The organism is Undibacterium sp. KW1, assembly GCF_009937955.1.
Classification (GTDB): Bacteria; Pseudomonadota; Gammaproteobacteria; order Burkholderiales; family Burkholderiaceae_D; genus Undibacterium.
In genome coordinates this window covers 2388074-2409537 of sequence record NZ_AP018439.1, presented here as the reverse complement: position 1 = coordinate 2409537, position 21464 = coordinate 2388074, and the positions used below count along the sequence as shown (strand labels likewise).

Sequence of the window (21464 nt, the reverse complement as noted above, 5' to 3'; positions counted from 1 at the left end):
TATGCGTCATGTTCAATCCCCTTCAAAGCCAGGTTTTTGCTTGGCAACGAAGGCATGGTAGGCACGATGGAAATCATTGGTCATCATGCAGATGGCCTGTGCCTGGGCTTCCGCCTCTATGGCTTCGTCAACCCCCATATTCCATTCCTGCTGCAGCATTTTCTTGGTCATGCCGTGAGCGAAGGTAGGGCCGTCTGCCAAGCTGCGCGCATAAGCTTGCGCCTCTTCCCAAACTTGCTCAGGCTCTACCAGCCTATTGAAAAATCCCCAGCGTTCTGCCTCTTCGCCCGACATGGAACGCCCCGTATATAAAAGATCAGAAGCCCGCCCCTGCCCTATGATACGCGGCAAAATGGAACAGGCTCCCATATCACAACCTGCCAGACCAACCCGGGTGAACAGGAAGGCTGTCTTGCTGCGTGCTGTACCCAGGCGTATATCAGACGCCAGTGCCAAAATCGCGCCAGCACCAGCGCAGACGCCATCAATTGCCGCGATAATCGGCTGTGGGCAGGCACGCATGGCTTTGACGAGATCACCCGTCATGCGGGTAAAACTTAGCAGACCTGGCATATCAAGTTTGGTCAATGGACCTATGATTTCATGCACGTCACCACCAGAACAAAAATTCTCGCCTGCGCCAGTAATGACAATGGCCTTGACATCGTCCCCATACGCGAGTGCACGAAACAGGTCGCGCAACTCGGCATAAGAATCAAAGGTCAAGGGATTTTTGCGCTCAGGCCGGTTCAGGCTGATCGTGGCAACACCAGCGACTACGGCGTATTTGAAATGACTGGCTTCATAGCCCGCCAGTTGTTGACGATTGCCAGGCAAATTCTGAGGCTGTCCAGGTAGGTATTTCATGTTTATTGTTCCTGCTTGAGGTTGTCCGTATTATTGTCGGCAATGCCATCAACACCAGGTTCATGCAAATGCGTTTTCACCTGCGACAATAATTCAAATAATTTACTTTTTTGTTCAGTCTGCAAACCGGAAAACATATCGGCTATCCATTCTTCATGCACAGCCGCCATACGTTTGAAGGCGCGGCGGCCAGCAGGTGTCAGTTTGACGCTGTAAGCACGCCTGTCTTTGAGATCGGCGACACGGGTTACCAGTTTTTCCTGTTCCAGTTGATCGGTAATGCCGGTGATATTGCCGCCAGTGACCATCATGCGCTTGGACAGTTCACCCATGCGCAAGCCTTCCGGGTGGCGCTCCAGTTGCGCCATCAAGTCAAAGCGGGGCAAGGTGATCCCGAACTCGCTACGCAAGCGGCTACGAATTTCGCCTTCTATCATTACAGTGCAAGACAGCATGCGCAACCACAGGCGCAAGGACTGATGGTCATCTTGCGTCAGACGGGTTTCCATATCGAACACAGGGTTACTATCTTCTTTCATACCTGATTTTGTCTGCTCTTCAGATTTCATCACATCACTTCGCCACCAGCGACAGCAATGGATTGTCCATTCATTGCCGATGCACCGTCCATGCATAGCCACAACACCGCATCCGCGACTTCTTGCGGTTGCACCAGGCGTTTTTGTGGGTTACCCGCAGCCAATTCAGCTTTCGCTTGCTCTTCTGTCCGACCGGTTTTGGCAACGATATTGGCAACGGCCTCCTTGACGATATCGGTTTCGGTATAACCAGGGCACACCGCATTCACGGTCACGCCTTTGGCTGCAACCTCCAAAGCCACTGCCCGCGTCAGACCGATGACGCCATGCTTGGAAGCACAATAGGCAGAGACATAGGCATAACCCTTCAAACCTGCTGTGCTGACCACATTGACGATACGCCCCCAACCCGCTTCGAGCATGGCAGGTAAGGCTTGTTGCATGCAAATGAAGCTGCCGTTCAGATTCACATCCAGCATGCTTTGCCACAGTTTGGCATCGGTTTTCAGAAAAGAAGCTGAACTGGCTTGCCCAGCATTATTGATGAGGATGTCGATACGACCATCCCTGCCTTGCGATAATTGAAAAGCTGCCTGCACTGATTCCACATTGCTGACATCCATGACGACATACTGCACTTTGGCATGGATCAGCGAAGCCACAGCCTCCTGCAAGGTCGCTTCACTACGACCTGCCAGTGTTACTGTCGCACCTTCGCTGAGCAAGGCTTGCGCTATCGACAGGCCTATACCCTTGCCACCACCGGTGACCAGTGCATGCCTGCCTTGCAATTTTTCCTGATGCACAGTCATGCTCATCCTTCCAGCAATTTGGCGGCAACTTGCTGTGGTGTCAGGCCAGCGCTGGCTGCGGCGACTTGCCGATCACGTTCGAGATTGCGTTCCAGTTGCATTTTTCCAGCGAGATATTGCTTGGGCCAGGGCATATCATTAAAGCCCAGTTTGGCTGCCTCATGCAAAGTCCAGGCAGGGTCAGCCAGGTGTGGCCTGGCGATGGCGCACAAGTCAGCACGGCCGGCGGCGATGATGCTGTTGGCATGATCGGCCTCAAATATCGCACCAACGGCGATAGTAGGGATTTGTGCTTCGTTGCGTATGCGGTCAGCAAATGGCGTCTGGAACATGCGGCCATAGACAGGTTTTTCCTGCTTGCTTACCTGGCCGGACGAGCAATCTATCATGTCTGCACCCGCTGCCTTGAACAGTCTGGCAATGGCAACTGCATCATCTGGTGTAATGCCGCCCTCTACCCAGTCATGCGCGGAGATACGCACAGAGATAGGTTTATCTGCAGGCCAGACCGCACGTATGGCTGCAAATACTTCCAGCGGATAACGGCAACGGTTTTCCAGCGAACCACCGTACTCATCTTCACGCTGATTGGTCAGTGGCGAAATGAAGCTTGATAGCAAGTAACCATGAGCGCAATGCAGTTCCAGCCAGTCAAAGCCTGCTTCTGCTGCTGCCCTGGTCGCCTGGACAAAATCATCTTTTATGCGCTGCATATCTGCCACTGTGGCAGCACGCGCAACTTGCGAAATGCCAGGCAGGTATTGTTGCTCAGACGCTGACACCAGCGGCCAGTTGCCTTCTTTCAATGGCTGATCTGTTCCTTCCCAGGCCACGCAGGAGGAACCTTTGGCTCCGGCATGGCCGAGCTGCACGGCAATCTTTGCATCAGTATTGGAATGAACAAAATCAACGATACGCTTCCAGGCTTGTGTATGTGCAGCTGCATACAGCCCGGGGCAAGCTGGCGTGATGCGGCCATCGGCAGAGACACAGGTCATCTCGGCAAATACCAGGCCTGCACCGCCCATGGCCCGGCTACCCAGGTGCACGAGATGATAGTCTCCGGCCACGCCATCAACCGCAGAGTATTGCGCCATCGGTGAGACGACGATACGATTTTTCAATACTACATTGCGCAGCTTGTAGGGCGTCAGCATGGGTGGGATCGCTGTTTTTGTTTTGGGCACAGGCAAGCCAGCTTTGGCATAAGCCTGCTCAGCTATCCAGTGTTCAAAACTGCGTACATAGCCAGCATCCCTTACCCGCAGGTTTTCATGCGACAAACGCTGGCTGCGTGTCAGCATGGAATAGGCAAACTGCGGCGCTTCCATGGCGGTATAGCGCAGCACATTTTCAAACCATTCCATGGAATTGCGGGCAGCACTTTGTATCTTCAAGACTTCGATGGAACGCAAGTCCTGATAGGCTTCCAGCACGGCATCCATACCTTGCTCACCATGTTTCTCAAAACTGCGTGCCAGTTCTATGGCATCTTCCAGTGCCAGCTTGGTGCCGGAACCTATGGAGAAATGTGCAGTATGGGCAGCGTCCCCCATCAGGACCACTGGCACGCGTTTATTGTTCAATTGAACCCAGTGCACCCAGTTCTTGCAGATAATGCGGGGGAACTTGATCCAATTGGCCGAGCCACGCAAATGCGTCGCATTTGACATCAGCGCATTTCCATCAAGGTATTTGGCGAACAGGTTTTCACAAAAAGCGATGGCTTCTTCCTGGCTCATTTTATCTATGCCAGCCTTGAGCCATGTCTCTTCTGGTGCCTCGACAATAAAGGTCGCCGTATCGCCATCATATTGATAGGCATGTGCCTGGAACCAGCCATGCTCGGTTTCTTCAAAGGCAAAGGTAAAAGCCGAGAACAGCTTTTTGGTACCCAGCCAGACAAAGCGGCATTTACGTGTGTCGATATCGGGTTGATAGCTTTGCTCGTAGCGAGTACGCACGCGGCTATTCAAACCATCGCAGGCAATGACAAGATCAGCATCATATTCCAGCGCCAGTGCCTGATCATCTGTCACATCGGTTTCAAACACCAGCTTGACATCCAGTTCTTCGCAACGCTCTTGCAGGATATTCAGCAAACGCTTGCGGCCTATGCCGCAAAAACCGTGACCACCGGAGGTAACAACCTGCCCCTTGAAATGCGTGTCGATATCATCCCAGTGATTAAAGGACTGCAAGATGGAACGGGCAGTCTGTTCATCTGCATTCACCAGGTTACCCAGGGTCTGGTCAGAAAACACCACACCCCAGCCAAAGGTATCGTAAGCGCGATTGCGTTCGACGATGGTGATCTGGTGTGCCGGGTTTTGTTTTTTCATCAGCAGGCTGAAGTACAGGCCAGCCGGACCACCGCCTATGCATAGGATGTTCATTTAATTACCTTGGAAATTAATTTTTTACTTGATCAATCACACTGCGCTACTGCATTTTGCAGGAAGCTACATAGGCATCGGGATGATTAGTGAACACCGGACTCAAAGTTTTGTTGGTCACCCTGCCCTGTGCATCCTTGCTGACAATGCGGGCATAATAATTTTGCACAGGATAGTGATTGCTGTTGAACTTGAAGTCACCACGCACAGATTTGAAGTTGGCGGCCTTGATGGCCTTGCCCAAAGCATCCTTGTCTTCTATCTTGCCCTTGACACCCCGCACGGCGCTATCCATCAGCATGGCAGCGTCATAACCTTGTGATGCATACAATGATGGCAAGCGGCCATATTCTTTCTGGAAGTCAGCTACAAAACGTTTGTTTTGCGGATTATCCATATCATGCCCCCACTGCGATGCATTGAACATGCCCAGCATGGGTGCGCCTACTGCCTTGATGATGTCTTCGTCGGCAGAAAAGCCTGGGCCGAAGAGCTGGGCATTCTTGGATAAACCGGCATCCACAAACTGCTTGATGAAATTGATGCCCATGCCACCTGGCAGGAATATATACACAGCATCAGGTTTCAGGTTTCGTATCTGCGCCAGTTCAGTCGCATAATCAAGTTGCCCCAACTTAGTATAAATTTCTTCAGCAACCTTGCCCTTGTAGTAGCGCTTGAAGCCAGTCAGTGCGTCTTTGCCAGCCGGATAATTAGGTGCAACCAGCGCGACATTCTTAAAGCCCTTGTCATTGACCTGTTTGCCGACAGCTTCATGCAGGCTATCGTTTTGCCAGGCCACATTAAAGAAGTATGGATTACATTGCTCACCCGCATATTGGGACGGGCCAGCATTGGCACTGATGTAATGGACTTTGGCACCAAAAATTGTTGGCCCCACTGCCAGCATCAGATTGGAAAACACAATGCCGGTCATCAAATCGACCTTGTCTTTTTTGATGAGCTTATCAACCAGTTGCTTAGTCGCGTCGGGATTTTGCTGGTCATCACCTGTGATGACTTCGACCGGAAAATTGCCGAATTTATTGTCCAGATGCTTCATCGCCAGGGAAAAGCCATCGCGTATATCAACACCCAGGCCAGCGCCCGCACCAGACAAGGTGGTGACCATGCCCACTTTGACTTTATCTGCGGCAAAAGCACAGGTCGCATTGGTCGCAGCAATACTGGACAACAATAAACACAGCAAGGTCTTTTTCACGAACGTCTCCTTCGGGTTAATGGGCATGGGCGAATCTTTTGTATCTGATACTTAATCTAATACCTAGCTGGCAGCAGGTGTACGCAATTTATAACGCTGCAGTTTTCCGGTTTCCGTTCTAGGCAAACTCGTCATGAATTCTATGGCGCGCGGATACTTATAGGGGGCGATGCTATTCTTGACGAAATCCTGGATTTCCCTGCGCAGTTCTGCTGATGCCTGCTCACCGGCTTTCAACACCACAAAGGCCTTGACGATCTGGCCGCGCTCTTCATCAGCCAGACCTATGACTGCGCATTCAGACACTGAGGGGTGCTTCAGCAAAGCTTCTTCGACCTCAGGCCCTGCAATGTTATAGCCAGCAGAAATAATCATGTCGTCAGTACGGGCGCGATACCAGAAATAACCGTCGGCATCCATTTCATAGGCATCGCCCGTCAGGTTCCAGCCTTGATGAACATAATTTTTTTGCCTGTCATCTGCAAGGTAACGGCAACCTGTCGGCCCCTTGACTGCCAGACGACCAACCACGCCAGGGCCAGCCATGTCGCCATGCTCATCAAATATGCATGCCTGGTAGCCCGGTATGGGCTTGCCAGTTGCCCCTGCCCGCACTTCATCACCTGCCGCAGAAATAAAGATATGCAGCATCTCGGTCGCGCCTATGCCATCTATCATGACCAGGCCTGTCGCCTGACGCCAGGCTTCACGGGTTGCAGCAGGCAAGGCCTCACCGGCAGAAACAGTTTTCTTGAGACTGGATAAATCAAAATTCTTTGCCAGCGTGACCATCTGGCGATAGAAAGTCGGGGCAGTAAAACAGACTGTGGCCTTGAATTCGTCTATGGCTTTCAGCAAGGATTCTGGTGTCAGTTTTTCCAGCAAGACCGCTGTTGCACCCACGCGCAAAGGGAATAGCAGCAAACCACCAAGGCCAAAAGTAAACGCCAGTGGTGGTGTACCTATGAAAATATCGCTTTGTGCAGACTGCAAGGTAGAACGTGGGAAGCAATCGCAAATCGCCAGCACATCCCTGTGGAAATGCATGGTGCCTTTGGGCATACCTGTCGTGCCGGAGGTAAAACTGATGAGACAGACATCTTCGGCCAGGGTATCGACAGCGGCAAATTCAGGCGATTTACCAGCCATGAGTGCTTCCAGGCCATCATCGCCCTGATGATTGAAGTACATCACCTGCGTCAATATGGGATTGGCTTGCACTGCCAGCACCATCTCTTCACGCAGATTTTCTGAGCAAAGGGCGGCGGCAATTTCAGCCTTGTTGGCGATCACGCCCAATTCCTTGGCACGTAGCAAGGGCATGGTAGGCACGGCGATGCAACCCGCTTTGATGACAGCCAACACACAAGCAGCCATCATGGGGTTATTGGCACCGCGCAGCAAGACCCTGTTACCGGGCTGCAAATGCATATCATCGAGCAAGACGTGAGCAATACGATTGACGGTAGCCAGCAGATGGGAATAAGACCAGCTTTCTGTCTGGCTACGAATGGCAATACTGTCGGCATGGCCGGTTGCACACATCTTGTCCAGCAGGTCGGCGACACAATTCAGGCGTTCAGGGTATTGCAACTCAGGCAAAGAAAAAATCAGTTCAGGCCATTGCTCGCGCGGCGGCAAGTGATCAAAAGCAAAAGTATCCAGATGGGCAGACCCTGGTAGCACAGTTGAATTCATTTCTTCTCCGGCTTTGGTACACAATATAGATACAGCAACCCTGAAAACACCAAACTACTTTAAACCTAAACTATTTTTAGGTAAAGTGTTTTTTTGCATCAAAACCCAGTTTTTCTCAAAGAAAATAATTTCAATTGCGTCGCTTATAGTATATTTTAGGCCTAAAGTAATTTCACATCTGCACCACCATCAGCATTTAGGGATCAGGGGATGAATATCACGCTTTTGCTTGAACACGGCTTAAACGGCCTGCAGTTTGGCCTCATGCTTTTCCTGCTGGCAGCAGGCCTGACGCTGATCTTTGGCATCATGGATTTCATCAACCTGGCCCACGGCTCCCTCTACATGGCAGGTGCTTATTTCGCCGCCAGCTTTACCGCCATGACAGGTTCTTTCTGGCTCGGCTTGCTGGCAGCGGTGATAGCGACTGCTCTGCTGGGCGTGATACTGGAAGTAGTCATCTTCCGGCATTTATACCAGCGCGATCATTTATCGCATGTACTGGCGACTTTTGCATTGATACTGATCTTCAATGAAGGTGCACGCATGATCTGGGGTGCACAACCGCTGATGCTGAATATTCCGCCGCAATTGGCACGACCAGTGGAATTGCTGCCTGACTTTTATTATTCCTCTTTCCGCCTGTTCATTATTGCGACCGGTCTGGCTGTAGCTGGCTTGCTGTATTTTGTGGTCACCAAAACCCGCATAGGCATGCTAGTGCGGGCTGGGGCATCGAACCGTGAAATGGCTGTCACCATGGGTATCAATATCAAGCTGGTGTTCACGCTGCTGTTTGCCTTTGGCGCGGCTCTGTGCGCCATCGCTGGTGCGCTACTGGGTTCAATACTTGCAGTACAGGTGGGCATGGGTGAAAGCATTTTGATACTGGCATTTGTGGTCATCGTCATTGGCGGCATAGGCTCGATACGCGGCGCACTGGTAGGCGCATTGCTGGTAGGTCTGGTCGATACCCTAAGTAAAACCTTGCTGCCTGGTGCACTAAAACTACTAATGCCAATGGAGATGGCCGCCAACCTTGGTCCTGCCCTGGCATCGATACTGATTTATGTATTGATGGCAGCCGTGCTGTTTTACAAACCCCAGGGCCTGTTCCCTGCGCGCGGCTAAGGGAGTAATCATGCAAAGCAGCCTACATCACACTATCTCGCGCAAGTTCAGCATAGGCATACTGCTCCTGCTGATTGCCTTCCCCCTGCTGGCGACCTACTTAGCTCAGGAATTTTATATAGGCCTGTTAAGCCGCTTGATGATTTTCGCACTGGTAGCCAGCAGCCTGAACCTGATACTGGGTTTTGGCGGCATGATCAGCCTCGGGCATGCTGCCTTCTTTGGCAGCGGTGCTTATGTGGTGGGCATACTGATGCAACACGGCATCACTTCTGCCTGGATCAGTTGGCCAGCGGCGATGCTAACTGGCTTTATGCTGGCACTGGCAATAGGCAGTGTCTCACTCAGAACTCGCGGCGTATATTTCATCATGATCACGCTGGCATTCGCGCAGATGTTGTACTTTTTGTTCGTATCACTGAAAAACTATGGCGGTGATGATGGCCTGAGCTTGGCACAACGCTCGGTGACCGGTCTGGACATGAGCAATGATAGCAACTTTTATTATCTGGTTTTGACTATCTGCGCCACATTTCTCTTCGTTTTGTACCGGCTTATCAACTCCCGTTTCGGGCGGGTGATACAAGCCATCAAGGAAAATGAAACTCGCATGGAAGCCATAGGTTACCCTGTGTTTCGCTACAAGCTGCTGTGCTTTGCAATTGCCGGCAGCGTCGCCAGCCTGGCAGGTACCCTGCTGGCAAACCAGAACATGCTGGTCAGCCCTAACCTGCTGCACTGGACACAATCAGGCAGCCTGATGGTGATGGTCATACTCGGCGGTGTAGGCTATCTGTCTGGCGGCATCCTCGGTGCGGTAGTGATGTTGATGCTGGAAGAAATTCTGTCCGGCTACACCATACACTGGCAGTTATATCTGGGCATTATCCTGATGCTGGTTGTCATGCTCTTGCCAAATGGCCTCGCCAGCCTGCCGCAAAAGTTCATGTCGACGAAAAAAACTCAAGGGGATCAGGCATGAGCGTGTTACAGCTAAAAGGCCTGGTCAAACGCTATGGCGGGCTGCTCGCAACCAACAATCTGAGCCTGGATGTATTACCCGGTGAAATCCACGCCATCATAGGCCCGAATGGTGCAGGCAAGACGACGCTGATACACCAGATATCTGGTGTCATAGTTCCAAACCAGGGACAGATTATTTTCAATGGTGAGGATGTTACTGGCGTCAGCATGCATGAACGCGTCAAACTTGGACTGGCACGCTCTTACCAGATCACAAATATCTTCCCGTCATATACTGTCATCGACAATCTGAGTCTGGCAATACAGGCACGTTCAGGCAGCAGCATGCGTTTCTGGCGTAAGGCCATAGATGAGCAGGCACTTTTTGAGCAAGCAAGGCAACTCGCCAGTGACATAGGTTTGGCTGAGCATTGCAATAGAAAAGCCTGTGAACTTGCGCATGGCGAACAACGTCAACTGGAGTTGGGATTAACACTGGCGACACAACCTAAACTACTCTTGCTGGATGAACCCATGGCAGGCACAGGACATGAAGAATCGGGCAAGATGCTGGAACTGATCGCCGCCCTGCGTGGCAAGGCAGCGGTGATCTTGATTGAGCATGATATGGATGCCGTCTTCAAACTGGCCGACCGCATTTCTGTTTTAGTGGCAGGCTCCATTATTGCTACTGGCACTGCAGAACAGATACGCCAAAACCCGGAAGTCAAGAAAGCCTATCTTGGTGATGAAACGGACATAGCACTCAAGGAATCCGCATGAAGACCATACTGGAAGTCGAACATATCGCTACCGCCTATGGACACAGCCAGGTCTTGTTTGGCATAGATTTGCAGATACGCCAGGGTGAAGTTGCCAGTCTGCTGGGGCGCAATGGTGCTGGCAAGACCACAACCTTACGCTCAATACTGGGACTGACACCGGCACATAGCGGCCATATCAGCTTCATGGGCCAGCGCATAGAAAAAATGACGACGGATAAAATCGCCAGGATGGGCATAGCCCTGGTGCCGGAAGGCAGGCAGATTTTTCCCAACCTGAGCGTTAAGGAAAATCTCATCGCCTTTGCGGCCAATCGCAATCAAAGCAAGACACCATGGAGCCTGAAAGAGATTTACCAGCTCTTCCCTCGTCTGGCCGAGCGCGCCGGCAATATGGGTAACCAGTTATCTGGTGGCGAACAGCAAATGCTGGCCATCTCGCGCGCCTTGATGACCAACCCGCATTTACTGATACTGGATGAAGCGACTGAAGGTTTGTCACCACTAGTGCGCGAAGAAATCTGGGCCTGCCTCAGAAAATTGCGCGACCAGGGGCAAACCACGCTGGTCATTGATAAATATGTAGAAAAACTCATCCCCCTTGCCGACCAGCACAGCATCATGGAACGGGGCAAGATAGTCTGGCATGGCAATAGCGACAGCCTGACACAGTCGCCGGAAACCTGGCAAAAATATGTGGGCGTATAGAATTGAGGTCGAGCAAGCGCCTGTCCTGGCATTTTCAAGTAAATAAGCTCGGTATACTTGCGGAACAACGAAACTACATCAATGAAAAACCTGGTCAAATCACACTGCAATAAAACGTGATTTTGTAACTATTTACAGGCATGAATCTTATGCTGAGACAAGTATTTTCTTTGTCGCTTGATACTACGTAATCGATACATCATTTCTGAAGCAACACCCTTGTCCTTTGAAGTAGAATACTTACGTATCAAATCTTTCGCTTCTCGTGTACCTATACTTGCGAGTGCATGACTAAACCATTTGGCAATCACTTGATGCTCCGAGCATGTGTAAGCCAAATGATCAAAACCCGTTTCCAAAACTTGCTGAATATAAGGGATACTGGAAGAATCTGCTAAGTGCTGAATTTCCCAAGTGATCTCCTGATGATTCGTATGATCTTGCATGAGTAAAAGTTGATTCATCAAATCAACTTTTGATCGCTGGCACTGCATGGTGTGATGCATATCATATAAAGCTCGCCACAATTGCCAATCTTTTTTCTGGATTGCCAATGGCATTTCCTTTAGCATAAATGCTACGATTGTCTGATCATCCACACCCAGCATTTGGTAAAGAGGCGCGTCATGCTCTTTGTAAAAAGCCATGAGCTGAGCATCTGTCAAATTGCTTTCTGTAACGATTTTGCAAAAAGCTTTATTTTTATCCTTATCATTAAAATGATTCTTCAGTGCCAATTCTTGCAGTTCGTTCATGTTTGTAGCTTATGTTGATATAGTGACAGTGCCGATCTTATCTGAATTTTCCAATTGCCACAAACCTATGCAGGTACTTAAAATTGATAATGCGCCTGCGCACCCAACCCCAGTACTTTAGCACTACTCAAGTTCAAATTATCTGTCTGCAAATGCACACCAACGAATTGATTACTCCAGCCTAGGCCAACTGATTTATAACGCGTATCAAAACTGGCATCAAAGCGGCCATAGGCAGAATGATTAGCGACACTCATCACAGGCAGATTGACGCCGTAAAAATGCCGGACTTGTGCGGCAAATTCCCATTGCTGGTTTTGGTAGGCGAGTCGCGCTGTATGTGTTTGCGGCACTGAGACTGAGCGTGTCCTTTGACGGTTAACACCTTGCAACAAAGGCTGATAGTTCAAATAGCCCTTGCTGTCATACTGCACAACGGCAGAGCTCAGGCTTTGCTGCAGCTCTGGCAAATTTTTCCAGGCAAAGCGGTTGTATGCATCTTCCAGTTGATATTGCATACGCCATGCCGGATTGATTTGCCAATCCATGGCAAGGCTGGAGCTATAGCCCCTGGCTTCAGGCTCAAATTGCTGGAACAGGTATTGGTAACGGCTATTCACATCCAGTTCAGTTGCGGAAAAACTGTAGTGTTGATTATCGACGTAACTGGCTGCACCTGTTGCTTGCGTAGAGCGGTATTGCGGATTCATGTAATACACCGCGCTGGCAAAGAAGCGCGGCTGATATTCACCACCAAATGCAAACCAGCGCCCTGCCCTCAGGCCAAAGCCTGACCAGCTTTCCAGCTGGGCATCCAGTTGATAATTGACAACTTGCTGTGGCAAACCAGCTTGCTTGTATGCTTTAACAAATGCCAGGGTGGATGCGCTGGCCTTGAGCATGCCTTCCTGGCGGGCTTCCAGATTTAAGCGCCACTCTTTATAACCCACACCCAGCTCCGCACGCAAACGGCGCAGGCTGACATTCTGACCATCCTTGGGAGAAAAATCTGTATTCCAGTCGCCCTCGATTTTACGGGTGGGCATGAAGTCTGAGGCTTCCCACAAATCCACATTGGAAAATACCTGCCAGCCTCCATCACTCTTTTGTGGGGCAAGCACATCCAGAGCATATGCCTGCTGGCTTAGTGATGCACAGAATAAGGAAAATATCAGACGGGAAGAAAACATGGGCTACTCAAAAAAATAGCCCGCTGACATGCAGCGGGCCGTCAATCAATTTACAAACTATCGGATGGTTTCAAAGCTACCATCCACATAGCTGATACGGCCTGCCTTGATATCCAGCCAGCCTACCTTGCTGCCATCCTTGAGGATGTCGGCAACTTCATTCTTGCCATACACGTCAAAAGAAACACCGGACGAGCTACTGACACGCACAACGCGGGGCTTGCCAATGCTTTCACTCATTTGCGCATTGATGACACTGCTGCCATCCAGATATTGCGCAAGTATGCTACTACTGCCGAAGGCGTCATTACTGCCCGTCACATTCAATTTCAATGGAGGGCGTTCTGGCACCTGCACCACGCCTGACAATGCTACAGCTTTGCGCACAAAATTATTTGCTGACTCAGGCTTGCTGCTATCAAAGCTGCTGTAGGCAAAGCGTTCTACCGTCAATTGTCCATTGAAAATCTCTAGTGCATTTGCAAGGCCTGTGGCATTGCTGATGCTACCGATAAAATTTATACGGTTAGGCTGATAGCTGAGGCCATTCTTGTCCGCAGATGCATTGCCGATTTTTATCTCACCGTGCACTTTGCTATTGCCAGCTTCAGCCGTAATCGCCAGATTGAATTCTTTGATGCCATTTTTTTGCAGATTACCTTTGTAATTCAATGCAACAATTGCGTAAGAACCTTTATCCAGTGACAGGCGCGAACTTACCTGATCTTTGACATAAGATTTAAGCTCACCGCTGAAGTCGTAGCGAAAATTGCCATCGACAGTTTGATTGCGGTCTGTACGAAGACTCCAGCGCTCAAAATCTGAAATCAACTGACCAGCGCTATTCGTACGTGGCGGCATCTTGCCTTCAACCGTGAAGGCATATAGCTTGTTGCCTTCCATGGCAATACTCATCTGACCAGTGTATGCATCATTTGAATTGCCATACGTGGCAACTACGTCTGCAGGATTAACTGGTCTTCTCAGGAAATCATTCTTTCCTTCATTCCAGACGAACACTGCTTTTTGCTGCACCAATTCAGATTTGTAGTTAAAACGGGTGACGTCATTTGCCACTGGTTCCAGCCAGATACGATCTACCAATTCCACCCATTCAACCTGATATTTGTAACCGTATTTATAAGTCCCCGGCAGTACAAAGCGCGAGAAACGGCACTCTATGCCTGCCGCCTGTGCAGGCGTAGTTGCCACATTCAAGGCATCACGCATGACAGTGCAATCGCCCAGATTGCCTATATTCTGATAACCACTCCACAATGCAGTTTGCCCATAGAACAGGCCATTGACCGCAGTTGCATTGGTCTGACCATTTCTGTATTTATTGAATTGATCTATACCTTCGGTGATGGTTTTGGACCAGATCAGCAAATCCCTGTCCAAGGGTTGCGTCGCTTTTTCAAAGTCGGACTTGACAGCATTGAGGCGCAAATCCAGGCCACCATTTTGCTGTGAATTCGATACCGCATAAATGTTATTGCGCAAGCTGCTGAATAATTGTTTGGTTGCAGCGATCTTGTCCTGTTCAGGAGCTGGTGCTGGCAAACTATTCGCAGTAAACGCGCTGGTACCAGCTACCGAGTTTTTGCCTGATTTGTTGAGATTTTCATCTTGTGCAACTTTTTCAAAGCTGGCACGCAAAGCAGCACGCACATCTTCTCGCAATACAAAATCATTGCCGTCCAACTTGCCAGCAGAGGCTATTTGTTTTACCACGCAAGCTACACGGCTACCCTGGCTTGTAGCATCGCAGGAAAGTGCCTTGTCCAGTGCCAGTTGCGAAATGGCAGTCAGACTCAGGCCCTGGATTTTTTCATCGACATAAGTATCTTGCGATGACTCTGCCGTCGTGTGGATGACAGGGACCCTTTGCGGGTCAAAACCCAGTAAAGCCTGCACACCTGCCCTGGCCCTGTCTATATTGGATGAGTTCAGGCCACCCGCTTTTTCTGCAAGCTGAACGATCAATTCTGTCAGCGGCGTAACGCTGCCCCAATATACTGGCTCAGGACTGGCGCCCTGCTTGACAACACTGCGCAACTTCAAGTCTTCAGGAAAAGGCAAATCTGCCTGGGTGGCTTCGTCATACATCATTGCACCTGGCGCCCCGCTTACTTCGATGAGAAAGCTGGTGACACTGCCAGGTACCGATATCGCATAGCTCCCGTCAGCGCCGGTAGTAGCTGTCGCAAAAGAACTGGCAGATTTATTACCGGACTGATCAAGACTAAAGGCTGATACGCGCGCGCCGTTGATGCGCCCCTTTGCGACTATGCCGATAAGTTGCCGGCCGCTGTTACTGACAGCTACTGTAGCGCCATTCGCGTTATTGCTGGCGGTACTAGCACCGCCGCTTCCACCACCACAAGCGCTGAGCAATGCTGACAATAAGACGGGAATAAAAAATTGATACTTGTTATTTTTCATGAAGTAATCGAAGTTTGAGCACAAAAGCGCCCATGCATAAAAAGTACAAAATGCAGCTGGCATCTAGGAAAATGCAATATCTGCAATTTTGTTACGAAATGTAAATGCAAAAAAGACTGGTGATTCTAACACCAGAATGCTGCTTGACCACATACAGGACGAACAAATATGTGGCTATATGTATATGGGATGTAAATGAGGTATAACTGAGGAAGCACAGCCACATCAGGCTGACTATGAATACTATCAGCGCTTGACCTGGTCAGGCTGTGCAGTCGTTGAAGCAGGTGAATTGGCATCCAGTATCTGCACGAAAATTTCGTTCTTCTTGATCATGCCCAGCTCAAAACGGGCACGCTCTTCTACCGCATCTGTACCTGTCTTCAAATCCTGCACTTCGGATTCGAGCTTGCCATTGCGTTCTTTTAATTTTTCGTTATTTCCTTTTACCTGCGCTACCTGCCTGTCCAACTCCCAGACACGCAACCAGCCCCCTTACCCAACCACAGCGGGTATTGGATCAACATCAACAGGGCAGCAAAGGAAAGAGCTATCAAACGCACGGATAATTAAAGCAAAAAAATAAAAACAAAACCAATCTGTTTCCAAAAGCAGACCTACAAGAAAAAGGGGAACCCAGTTCCCCTTTTTATTTGCACGATACCAGATTACTTCAGATTATAGAAGGCGTCGCGACCAGGGTAGCTGGCAATTTCGCCCAAATCTTCTTCAATACGCAGCAATTGGTTGTATTTTGCCATACGGTCAGAACGGGACAAAGAGCCGGTCTTGATTTGCAAGGCATTGGTACCAACGGCTATGTCAGCGATAGTGCTGTCTTCTGTTTCACCGGAACGATGGGAAATAACGGCAGTATAACCTGCACGTTTTGCCATTTCGATCGCTGCAAAAGTCTCAGTCAAAGTACCAATCTGGTTAATCTTGATCAGGATGGAGTTGGCGATACCTTTTTGTATGCCTTCTTTGAGGATCTTGGTATTGGTGACGAACAAGTCATCGCCAACGATCTGGACTTTCTTGCCCAGTTTTTCAGTCAGGATAGCCCAGCCGTCCCAGTCGCCTTCGGCCATGCCATCTTCGATGGAGATGATAGGATATTTATCTACCCATGTTGCGAGCAGGTTGGTAAAGTCAGCGGAAGACAAAGTCAGGCCTTCACCTTCGAGGTGGTATTTGCCATCTTTGTAGAATTCGCTGGCAGCGCAATCCAGGCCCAGGGCGATTTGCGTGCCTGGCTCGTAGCCAGCAGCTTCTATCGCCTGGATGATCAGTTTGATGGCGGCTTCATGGTTATCTACGGAAGGAGCAAAACCACCTTCATCACCAACTGCTGTGGTCAAACCCTTGTCATGCAGGATTTTTTTCAGTGCGTGGAATACTTCAGCACCATAGCGAACTGCTTCGCGGAAAGTTGGCGCGCCTACCGGGATAATCATGAATTCTTGAATATCCAGATTATTGTCAGCGTGTGCACCACCGTTGATGACGTTCATCATAGGCACTGGCAATTGCATTGCGCCTGAACCGCCGAAATAACGGTACAGTGGCAGGCCAGCTTCTTCAGCAGCAGCTTTGGCAACAGCCATGGACACAGCCAGCATGGCATTTGCACCGAGGCGACTCTTGTTTTCAGTGCCGTCCAGATCGATCAGGGTACGATCCAGGAATGCCTGTTCATTCGCATCCAGGCCCATGATGGCTTCAGCGATTTCAGTATTGATGTGTTCGCAGGCTTTCAGGACGCCCTTGCCCAGATAGCGGGACTTGTCGCCATCACGCAGCTCTATCGCTTCGCGGGAACCTGTGGATGCGCCGGAAGGCACAGCAGCGCGGCCCATGACACCAGATTCCAGCAAGACATCACATTCAACAGTTGGGTTACCGCGCGAATCCAGAACTTCACGACCGATAATGTCAACGATGGCACTCATTCAATTCTCCTAAACAATCAAAATATCGAACAAAATATCTAACAAAATAATACGAATCTGATTTGCAAAACATCTGCTGGCTGGATATGCCGACAGATAAATAAAGCTGGCAGCTGTAATGACTTTATTACAGCCAAAATGATGGTGCAGATGATACCCCATTACGGGGACACTTCAAGCCGCACAAAACTTTATTCTTGCGGCTTTTTACGCTGATAAGCAAAAAAACCTTCCCCACAGATTAAATCATGCAAAAGCAGGTTCAAAAAGCCTGGCATACCCCATCAGTACAGTCTCCGGGGCCTGCTAACAACATTCTTTCAGGCAACTACATACCATCTTGCAAAAAAAGGCGAGCCGCAAAAGTGGCTCGCCTTTTAATCAGAATTTGCAGATAACAGACAAACCAGTATTCAAACTACCCAACTGGAGGTCTGCATCAAATCCCTTACATCTCATGCCTTGTTACCCTGCGCCTTTTTATGTTCTATCGCCGCCCTGGCGAAAGAGATAAACAAGGGGTGACCGTCGCGCGGTGTCGATTTGAATTCAGGGTGGTACTGCACACCCAGATACCATGGATGCACATCGCGTGGCAATTCCATGATTTCACACAAATCTTCTGTCGGTGTACGGGCAGATACTGTTAAACCAGCAGCCTCCACACGTCCCAGATAATGGTTATTGGCCTCATAGCGATGGCGATGACGCTCAGTCACGACATTGCCATAAATCTCGGACGCGAGCGTACCGGGGCGAACTGCGCAAGTCTGTGCCCCCAGGCGCATGGTGCCGCCGAGGTCGGAATTCTCATCGCGTGTTTCGACTTTACCGTCATGGTTTTGCCACTCATTAATCAGTGCAACCACAGGCTGTTCTGTCTCGGCATCAAACTCTGTCGAGTTTGCCATGGCCAGACCTGCCTTGTTACGTGCATATTCAATCAGGGCAACCTGCATACCCAGGCAAATACCCAGGTAAGGTATTTTGTTTTCACGTGCATAACGGGCTGCCAGTATCTTGCCTTCTACACCACGCTTGCCGAAGCCGCCTGGCACCAGGATGGCATCGTATTTTTCCAGCGACTTGGTGCCGTGAGCTTCAATTTCTTCAGAATCCACGTATTCAATATTCACACGGCTTTCAGTATGGATACCGGCATGACGCAGGGCTTCTGTCAAAGACTTATACGACTCTGTCAGATCGACATATTTACCTACCATGCCGATAGTGACTTCTTCTTTCGGATTTTCCAGCGCATAGATCAATTTGTCCCACATCGCCAGATCAGCCGGTTTTGGTGACAAGCCCAATTTATCGCAGACGATTTTATCCAGGCCCTGGTCGTGCAACATCTGTGGAATCTTATAGATGGTATCGGCGTCCCAGACTGAGATCACGCCTTCTTCAGGCACGTTGGCAAAAAGGGAAATCTTGGCGCGCTCATCATCAGGGATAGGACGGTCAGCACGGCACAACAAGGCATCAGGAAAAATACCGATTTCGCGCAGTTTTTGTACGCTGTGCTGGGTAGGCTTGGTTTTCAATTCACCAGCAGCGGCAACATAAGGCACCAGTGTCAAATGCACGAAAGCGGCAGCATTACGGCCAGCACGGAGGCTCAGTTGACGGGCAGCCTCAAGGAAAGGCAGGGACTCAATATCACCGACTGTGCCGCCAATCTCAACCAGGGCAACGTCAGCACCGGCTGCGCCACGGTGGATGAATTCCTGGATTTCATTGGTGATGTGCGGAATAACCTGCACAGTCTTGCCCAGGTATTCGCCACGGCGCTCTTTGCGGATAACGGATTCATAAATCTGACCAGTGGTGAAGTTATTCACCTTTTTCATTTTGGCCGTGATGAAGCGCTCATAGTGGCCCAGGTCAAGATCAGTTTCAGCGCCGTCATCGGTCACAAAAACTTCACCATGCTGGAATGGGCTCATGGTACCTGGATCCACATTGATGTAGGGATCAAGTTTGAGCATAGTGACTTTGAGGCCGCGCGATTCAAGAATCGCAGCGAGAGAGGCAGCGGCAATACCCTTGCCTAAAGAGGAGACTACGCCCCCCGTAACGAATACAAACTTAGTCATTGCAGAAGGTGCCGAACGGCACAAGCGGGAAATTCGAATTATACATCACTAAGCCATGATGTGCGAGAATTCCCGCTCGCAATTACCTTGAAATTTCAGGAACCGAAAGGTTTACATTGCATAAATAAATTGCAATCTTGCAAAATTCTGTGCGCCCTGGCCATTGCTTAATTCCTTGATTTCATTGCTGCGGCGGATGAAAGATGCCGATGCACCGAAGTTTTCACCACGCCATAAATAGCCTATTTCAAACTCACCAACCATGCTCTTTGGCTTGACTGCAGTAGTCTGATTACTAAAGTAACCACCCTGTATGCTTGCATTGTAGGCAACGGCCTTAAGTTCGGTGCGCAAGAAGCCATAACTGGCTGGCTGCTCCGGCAGTGCATTCAAGCTACCTGCCCGCATCATTAACTCGGCACTGGCATCAGTAAATATATTGCCAAAACGGCCCTTCACACGCGGGGTGATATCTACATTGGACATGATCACGATGCGGCCAGGCGAATATTCACCTGATAATACTGCACCCCATTCATTGCGCAGTTGTGTACTCCAGCCTTGTGGCAAAGGCTGCTTCAGCAATCGGTGCAAATGCGTCTGCGTCCACTCGCCACCGGCGCAAGGGCCCAGGCATCCTATATCCAGACCCAGGCGTTGGCTGCTGCCATTGGCTTCATTCTTTTCACGATACACGCCTGCAAACAACCAGCCAGCGTAGGGATGATCAATTTTGGCGATCTGGTTTGGTGCCAGCTTGATGTCTGATGCTGTATATAGCTCCTGCCCCAGTCGCCAGCCATAAGTCAGTGCTTGTGTGGTGCTCCCTTTGGTAAAGCTTTGTCCTATTCTGTTACCGCTGGTGTAAAAACCATCATCCTTCTTCAGCAAGAGGCTGTCATTATCAATATCAACTTGCCAGGACGTCTTGCCAGTTTGCCGCACCTGAGTGAATTCATCCCAGGATGGCAAAGTCTCTTGTGCAAATACATTGGCAGTAAAAAGCATTGCTGCCAGTGAAGTGGAAAATTTCAATACAGGCTTGATTTGATTCATGTATTTATCGCGATAGTGTTTATATGGAGCTTAGTTTCATGCTTTCTAGCATGTTCAGCACAGCAGCGGCTGTATGACCAGGCACTTCCATGGGGATCAGATGCCCACCAGGAATAAGAACGTAATTATCACCCATTAATTTTTTTGTCGCATGAGGGCCTGCCTGACGGCATTCTATGGACTCAGTCCCACCTACAAAACCCACTGGCACATTGGGTGGACGTTTATTCAAACGGCCCAAGCCATGTGGCAGAGTACGGTAAATTGCCGTTTCCACTTCACGGGTAAAGCGCAGGGTGACGCCTTCAGCATGAGGTTTAAGTCCAGCTTTCATATAATCACGCAAGACTTCTGGCGGCCAGATCGCAAACATCTCCTTGGAGGCAAAGTGCTGATAAGCCTCTTCTTCATTTTTCCAAAGGTGACGTCGTCTTTCTGAAAAACGCGCAGGTGAAAACTTTTTGTCCAGCCCCATGGACTTGAATATACGCAACAACATTGCCCGCCAACCTGAGACTACTGGCGAATCCAGCACCACTACGCCACGCACCAGGTCTGGCCTGGCCCTGGCGGCCATTAACGACAAAATACCACCCAGCGAATGGCCCAGCAAAATTACAGGTTGCTGATAACTAGCCTGCAAGGTATCAATCAATTCCTGCACCAGGTTGCGCCAGCCATCTGTGACAGGATATGCCGGATCGTGGCCGACCATGTCAGTGGCATGAACTTCATAGTCAGAGCGCAAATGATCGAGGAACATACGATAAGTCCCAGATGGAAAGCTATTGCCATGGACAAAATGGATGATGGGTTTTACGGTAGTCTCGTTCATAACTATAGGCATTG

Annotated in this window: 17 protein-coding genes and 1 pseudogene; 4 read left to right on the top strand and 14 right to left on the bottom strand. The window is 49.9% G+C overall.

Translation table 11 applies throughout. The annotated features are described in order from the left end of the window. Positions 1-12: 12 nt before the first annotated feature. The 6 genes from UNDKW_RS10810 to UNDKW_RS10785 are packed head-to-tail and all read right to left on the bottom strand — an operon-like array spanning position 13 to position 7534. A complete protein-coding gene (locus UNDKW_RS10810; protein ID WP_162058692.1) occupies positions 13-867 on the bottom strand; it encodes an enoyl-CoA hydratase family protein in 855 nt (284 codons plus the stop codon). A gap of 2 nt (positions 868-869) precedes the next feature. Next, positions 870-1406: a MarR family winged helix-turn-helix transcriptional regulator gene (locus UNDKW_RS10805; protein ID WP_162058691.1), complete on the bottom strand. Its 537-nt coding sequence runs from the start codon at positions 1404-1406 to the stop codon at positions 870-872. A gap of 29 nt (positions 1407-1435) precedes the next feature. Then, positions 1436-2218, bottom strand: a complete 783-nt coding sequence (locus UNDKW_RS10800; protein WP_370529108.1) for an SDR family NAD(P)-dependent oxidoreductase — start codon at positions 2216-2218, stop codon at positions 1436-1438. A 2-nt stretch (positions 2219-2220) separates the two neighbouring features. Next, a complete protein-coding gene (locus UNDKW_RS10795; protein WP_162058689.1) occupies positions 2221-4614 on the bottom strand; it encodes a bifunctional salicylyl-CoA 5-hydroxylase/oxidoreductase in 2394 nt (797 codons plus the stop codon). Positions 4615-4660: 46 nt separating this feature from the next. Beyond that, complete coding sequence (locus UNDKW_RS10790) at positions 4661-5863, bottom strand: ABC transporter substrate-binding protein (protein ID WP_162058688.1); 1203 nt, start codon at positions 5861-5863, stop codon at positions 4661-4663. A 36-nt stretch (positions 5864-5899) separates the two neighbouring features. After that, complete coding sequence (locus tag UNDKW_RS10785; RefSeq protein WP_162058687.1) at positions 5900-7534, bottom strand: benzoate-CoA ligase family protein; 1635 nt, start codon at positions 7532-7534, stop codon at positions 5900-5902. Positions 7535-7744: 210 nt separating this feature from the next. Here UNDKW_RS10785 and UNDKW_RS10780 point away from each other — a divergent pair, with 210 nt between their 5' ends. Genes UNDKW_RS10780 through UNDKW_RS10765 form a run of 4 tightly spaced genes read left to right on the top strand, consistent with a single transcriptional unit; the run spans position 7745 to position 11118 of the window. Next, positions 7745-8665, top strand: a complete 921-nt coding sequence (locus UNDKW_RS10780) for a branched-chain amino acid ABC transporter permease (RefSeq protein WP_162058686.1) — start codon at positions 7745-7747, stop codon at positions 8663-8665. 10 nt (positions 8666-8675) lie between these two features. Further along, positions 8676-9647: a branched-chain amino acid ABC transporter permease gene (locus UNDKW_RS10775; RefSeq protein WP_162058685.1), complete on the top strand. Its 972-nt coding sequence runs from the start codon at positions 8676-8678 to the stop codon at positions 9645-9647. Beyond that, complete coding sequence (locus UNDKW_RS10770) at positions 9644-10411, top strand: ABC transporter ATP-binding protein (RefSeq protein ID WP_162058684.1); 768 nt, start codon at positions 9644-9646, stop codon at positions 10409-10411. Before UNDKW_RS10775 ends, UNDKW_RS10770 begins: the two co-directional genes overlap by 4 nt. Beyond that, a complete protein-coding gene (locus UNDKW_RS10765) occupies positions 10408-11118 on the top strand; it encodes an ABC transporter ATP-binding protein (protein WP_162058683.1) in 711 nt (236 codons plus the stop codon). The genes UNDKW_RS10770 and UNDKW_RS10765 overlap by 4 nt, the downstream gene beginning before the upstream one ends. Positions 11119-11246: 128 nt before the next feature. Here the strand turns inward: UNDKW_RS10765 and UNDKW_RS10760 are convergent, their stop codons facing one another. The 8 genes and pseudogenes from UNDKW_RS10760 to UNDKW_RS10725 form a co-directional block, all read right to left on the bottom strand. Further along, complete coding sequence (locus UNDKW_RS10760; protein ID WP_162058682.1) at positions 11247-11873, bottom strand: hypothetical protein; 627 nt, start codon at positions 11871-11873, stop codon at positions 11247-11249. A 77-nt stretch (positions 11874-11950) separates the two neighbouring features. After that, positions 11951-13063, bottom strand: coding sequence for a hypothetical protein (locus tag UNDKW_RS10755; protein WP_162058681.1), 1113 nt, complete (start codon positions 13061-13063; stop codon positions 11951-11953). 57 nt (positions 13064-13120) lie between these two features. Continuing rightward, complete coding sequence (locus tag UNDKW_RS10750; RefSeq protein WP_162058680.1) at positions 13121-15508, bottom strand: hypothetical protein; 2388 nt, start codon at positions 15506-15508, stop codon at positions 13121-13123. 246 nt (positions 15509-15754) lie between these two features. After that, positions 15755-16071: pseudogene (ftsB, locus tag UNDKW_RS10745) on the bottom strand (cell division protein FtsB). Between the two features lie 105 nt (positions 16072-16176). Next, on the bottom strand, positions 16177-17460 hold the full coding sequence (gene eno / locus UNDKW_RS10740) for a phosphopyruvate hydratase (RefSeq protein WP_162058679.1): 1284 nt from the start codon (positions 17458-17460) through the stop codon (positions 16177-16179). Between the two features lie 455 nt (positions 17461-17915). Continuing rightward, a complete protein-coding gene (locus tag UNDKW_RS10735) occupies positions 17916-19559 on the bottom strand; it encodes a CTP synthase (protein ID WP_162058678.1) in 1644 nt (547 codons plus the stop codon). A gap of 111 nt (positions 19560-19670) precedes the next feature. Continuing rightward, positions 19671-20615: a lipid A deacylase LpxR family protein gene (locus UNDKW_RS10730; RefSeq protein ID WP_232063338.1), complete on the bottom strand. Its 945-nt coding sequence runs from the start codon at positions 20613-20615 to the stop codon at positions 19671-19673. Between the two features lie 19 nt (positions 20616-20634). Next, positions 20635-21462 carry an alpha/beta fold hydrolase gene (locus UNDKW_RS10725; protein WP_232063337.1) on the bottom strand — a complete coding sequence of 276 codons (828 nt, stop codon included), beginning with the start codon at positions 21460-21462 and terminating at the stop codon, positions 20635-20637. Between the last annotated feature and the right edge of the window lie 2 nt (positions 21463-21464).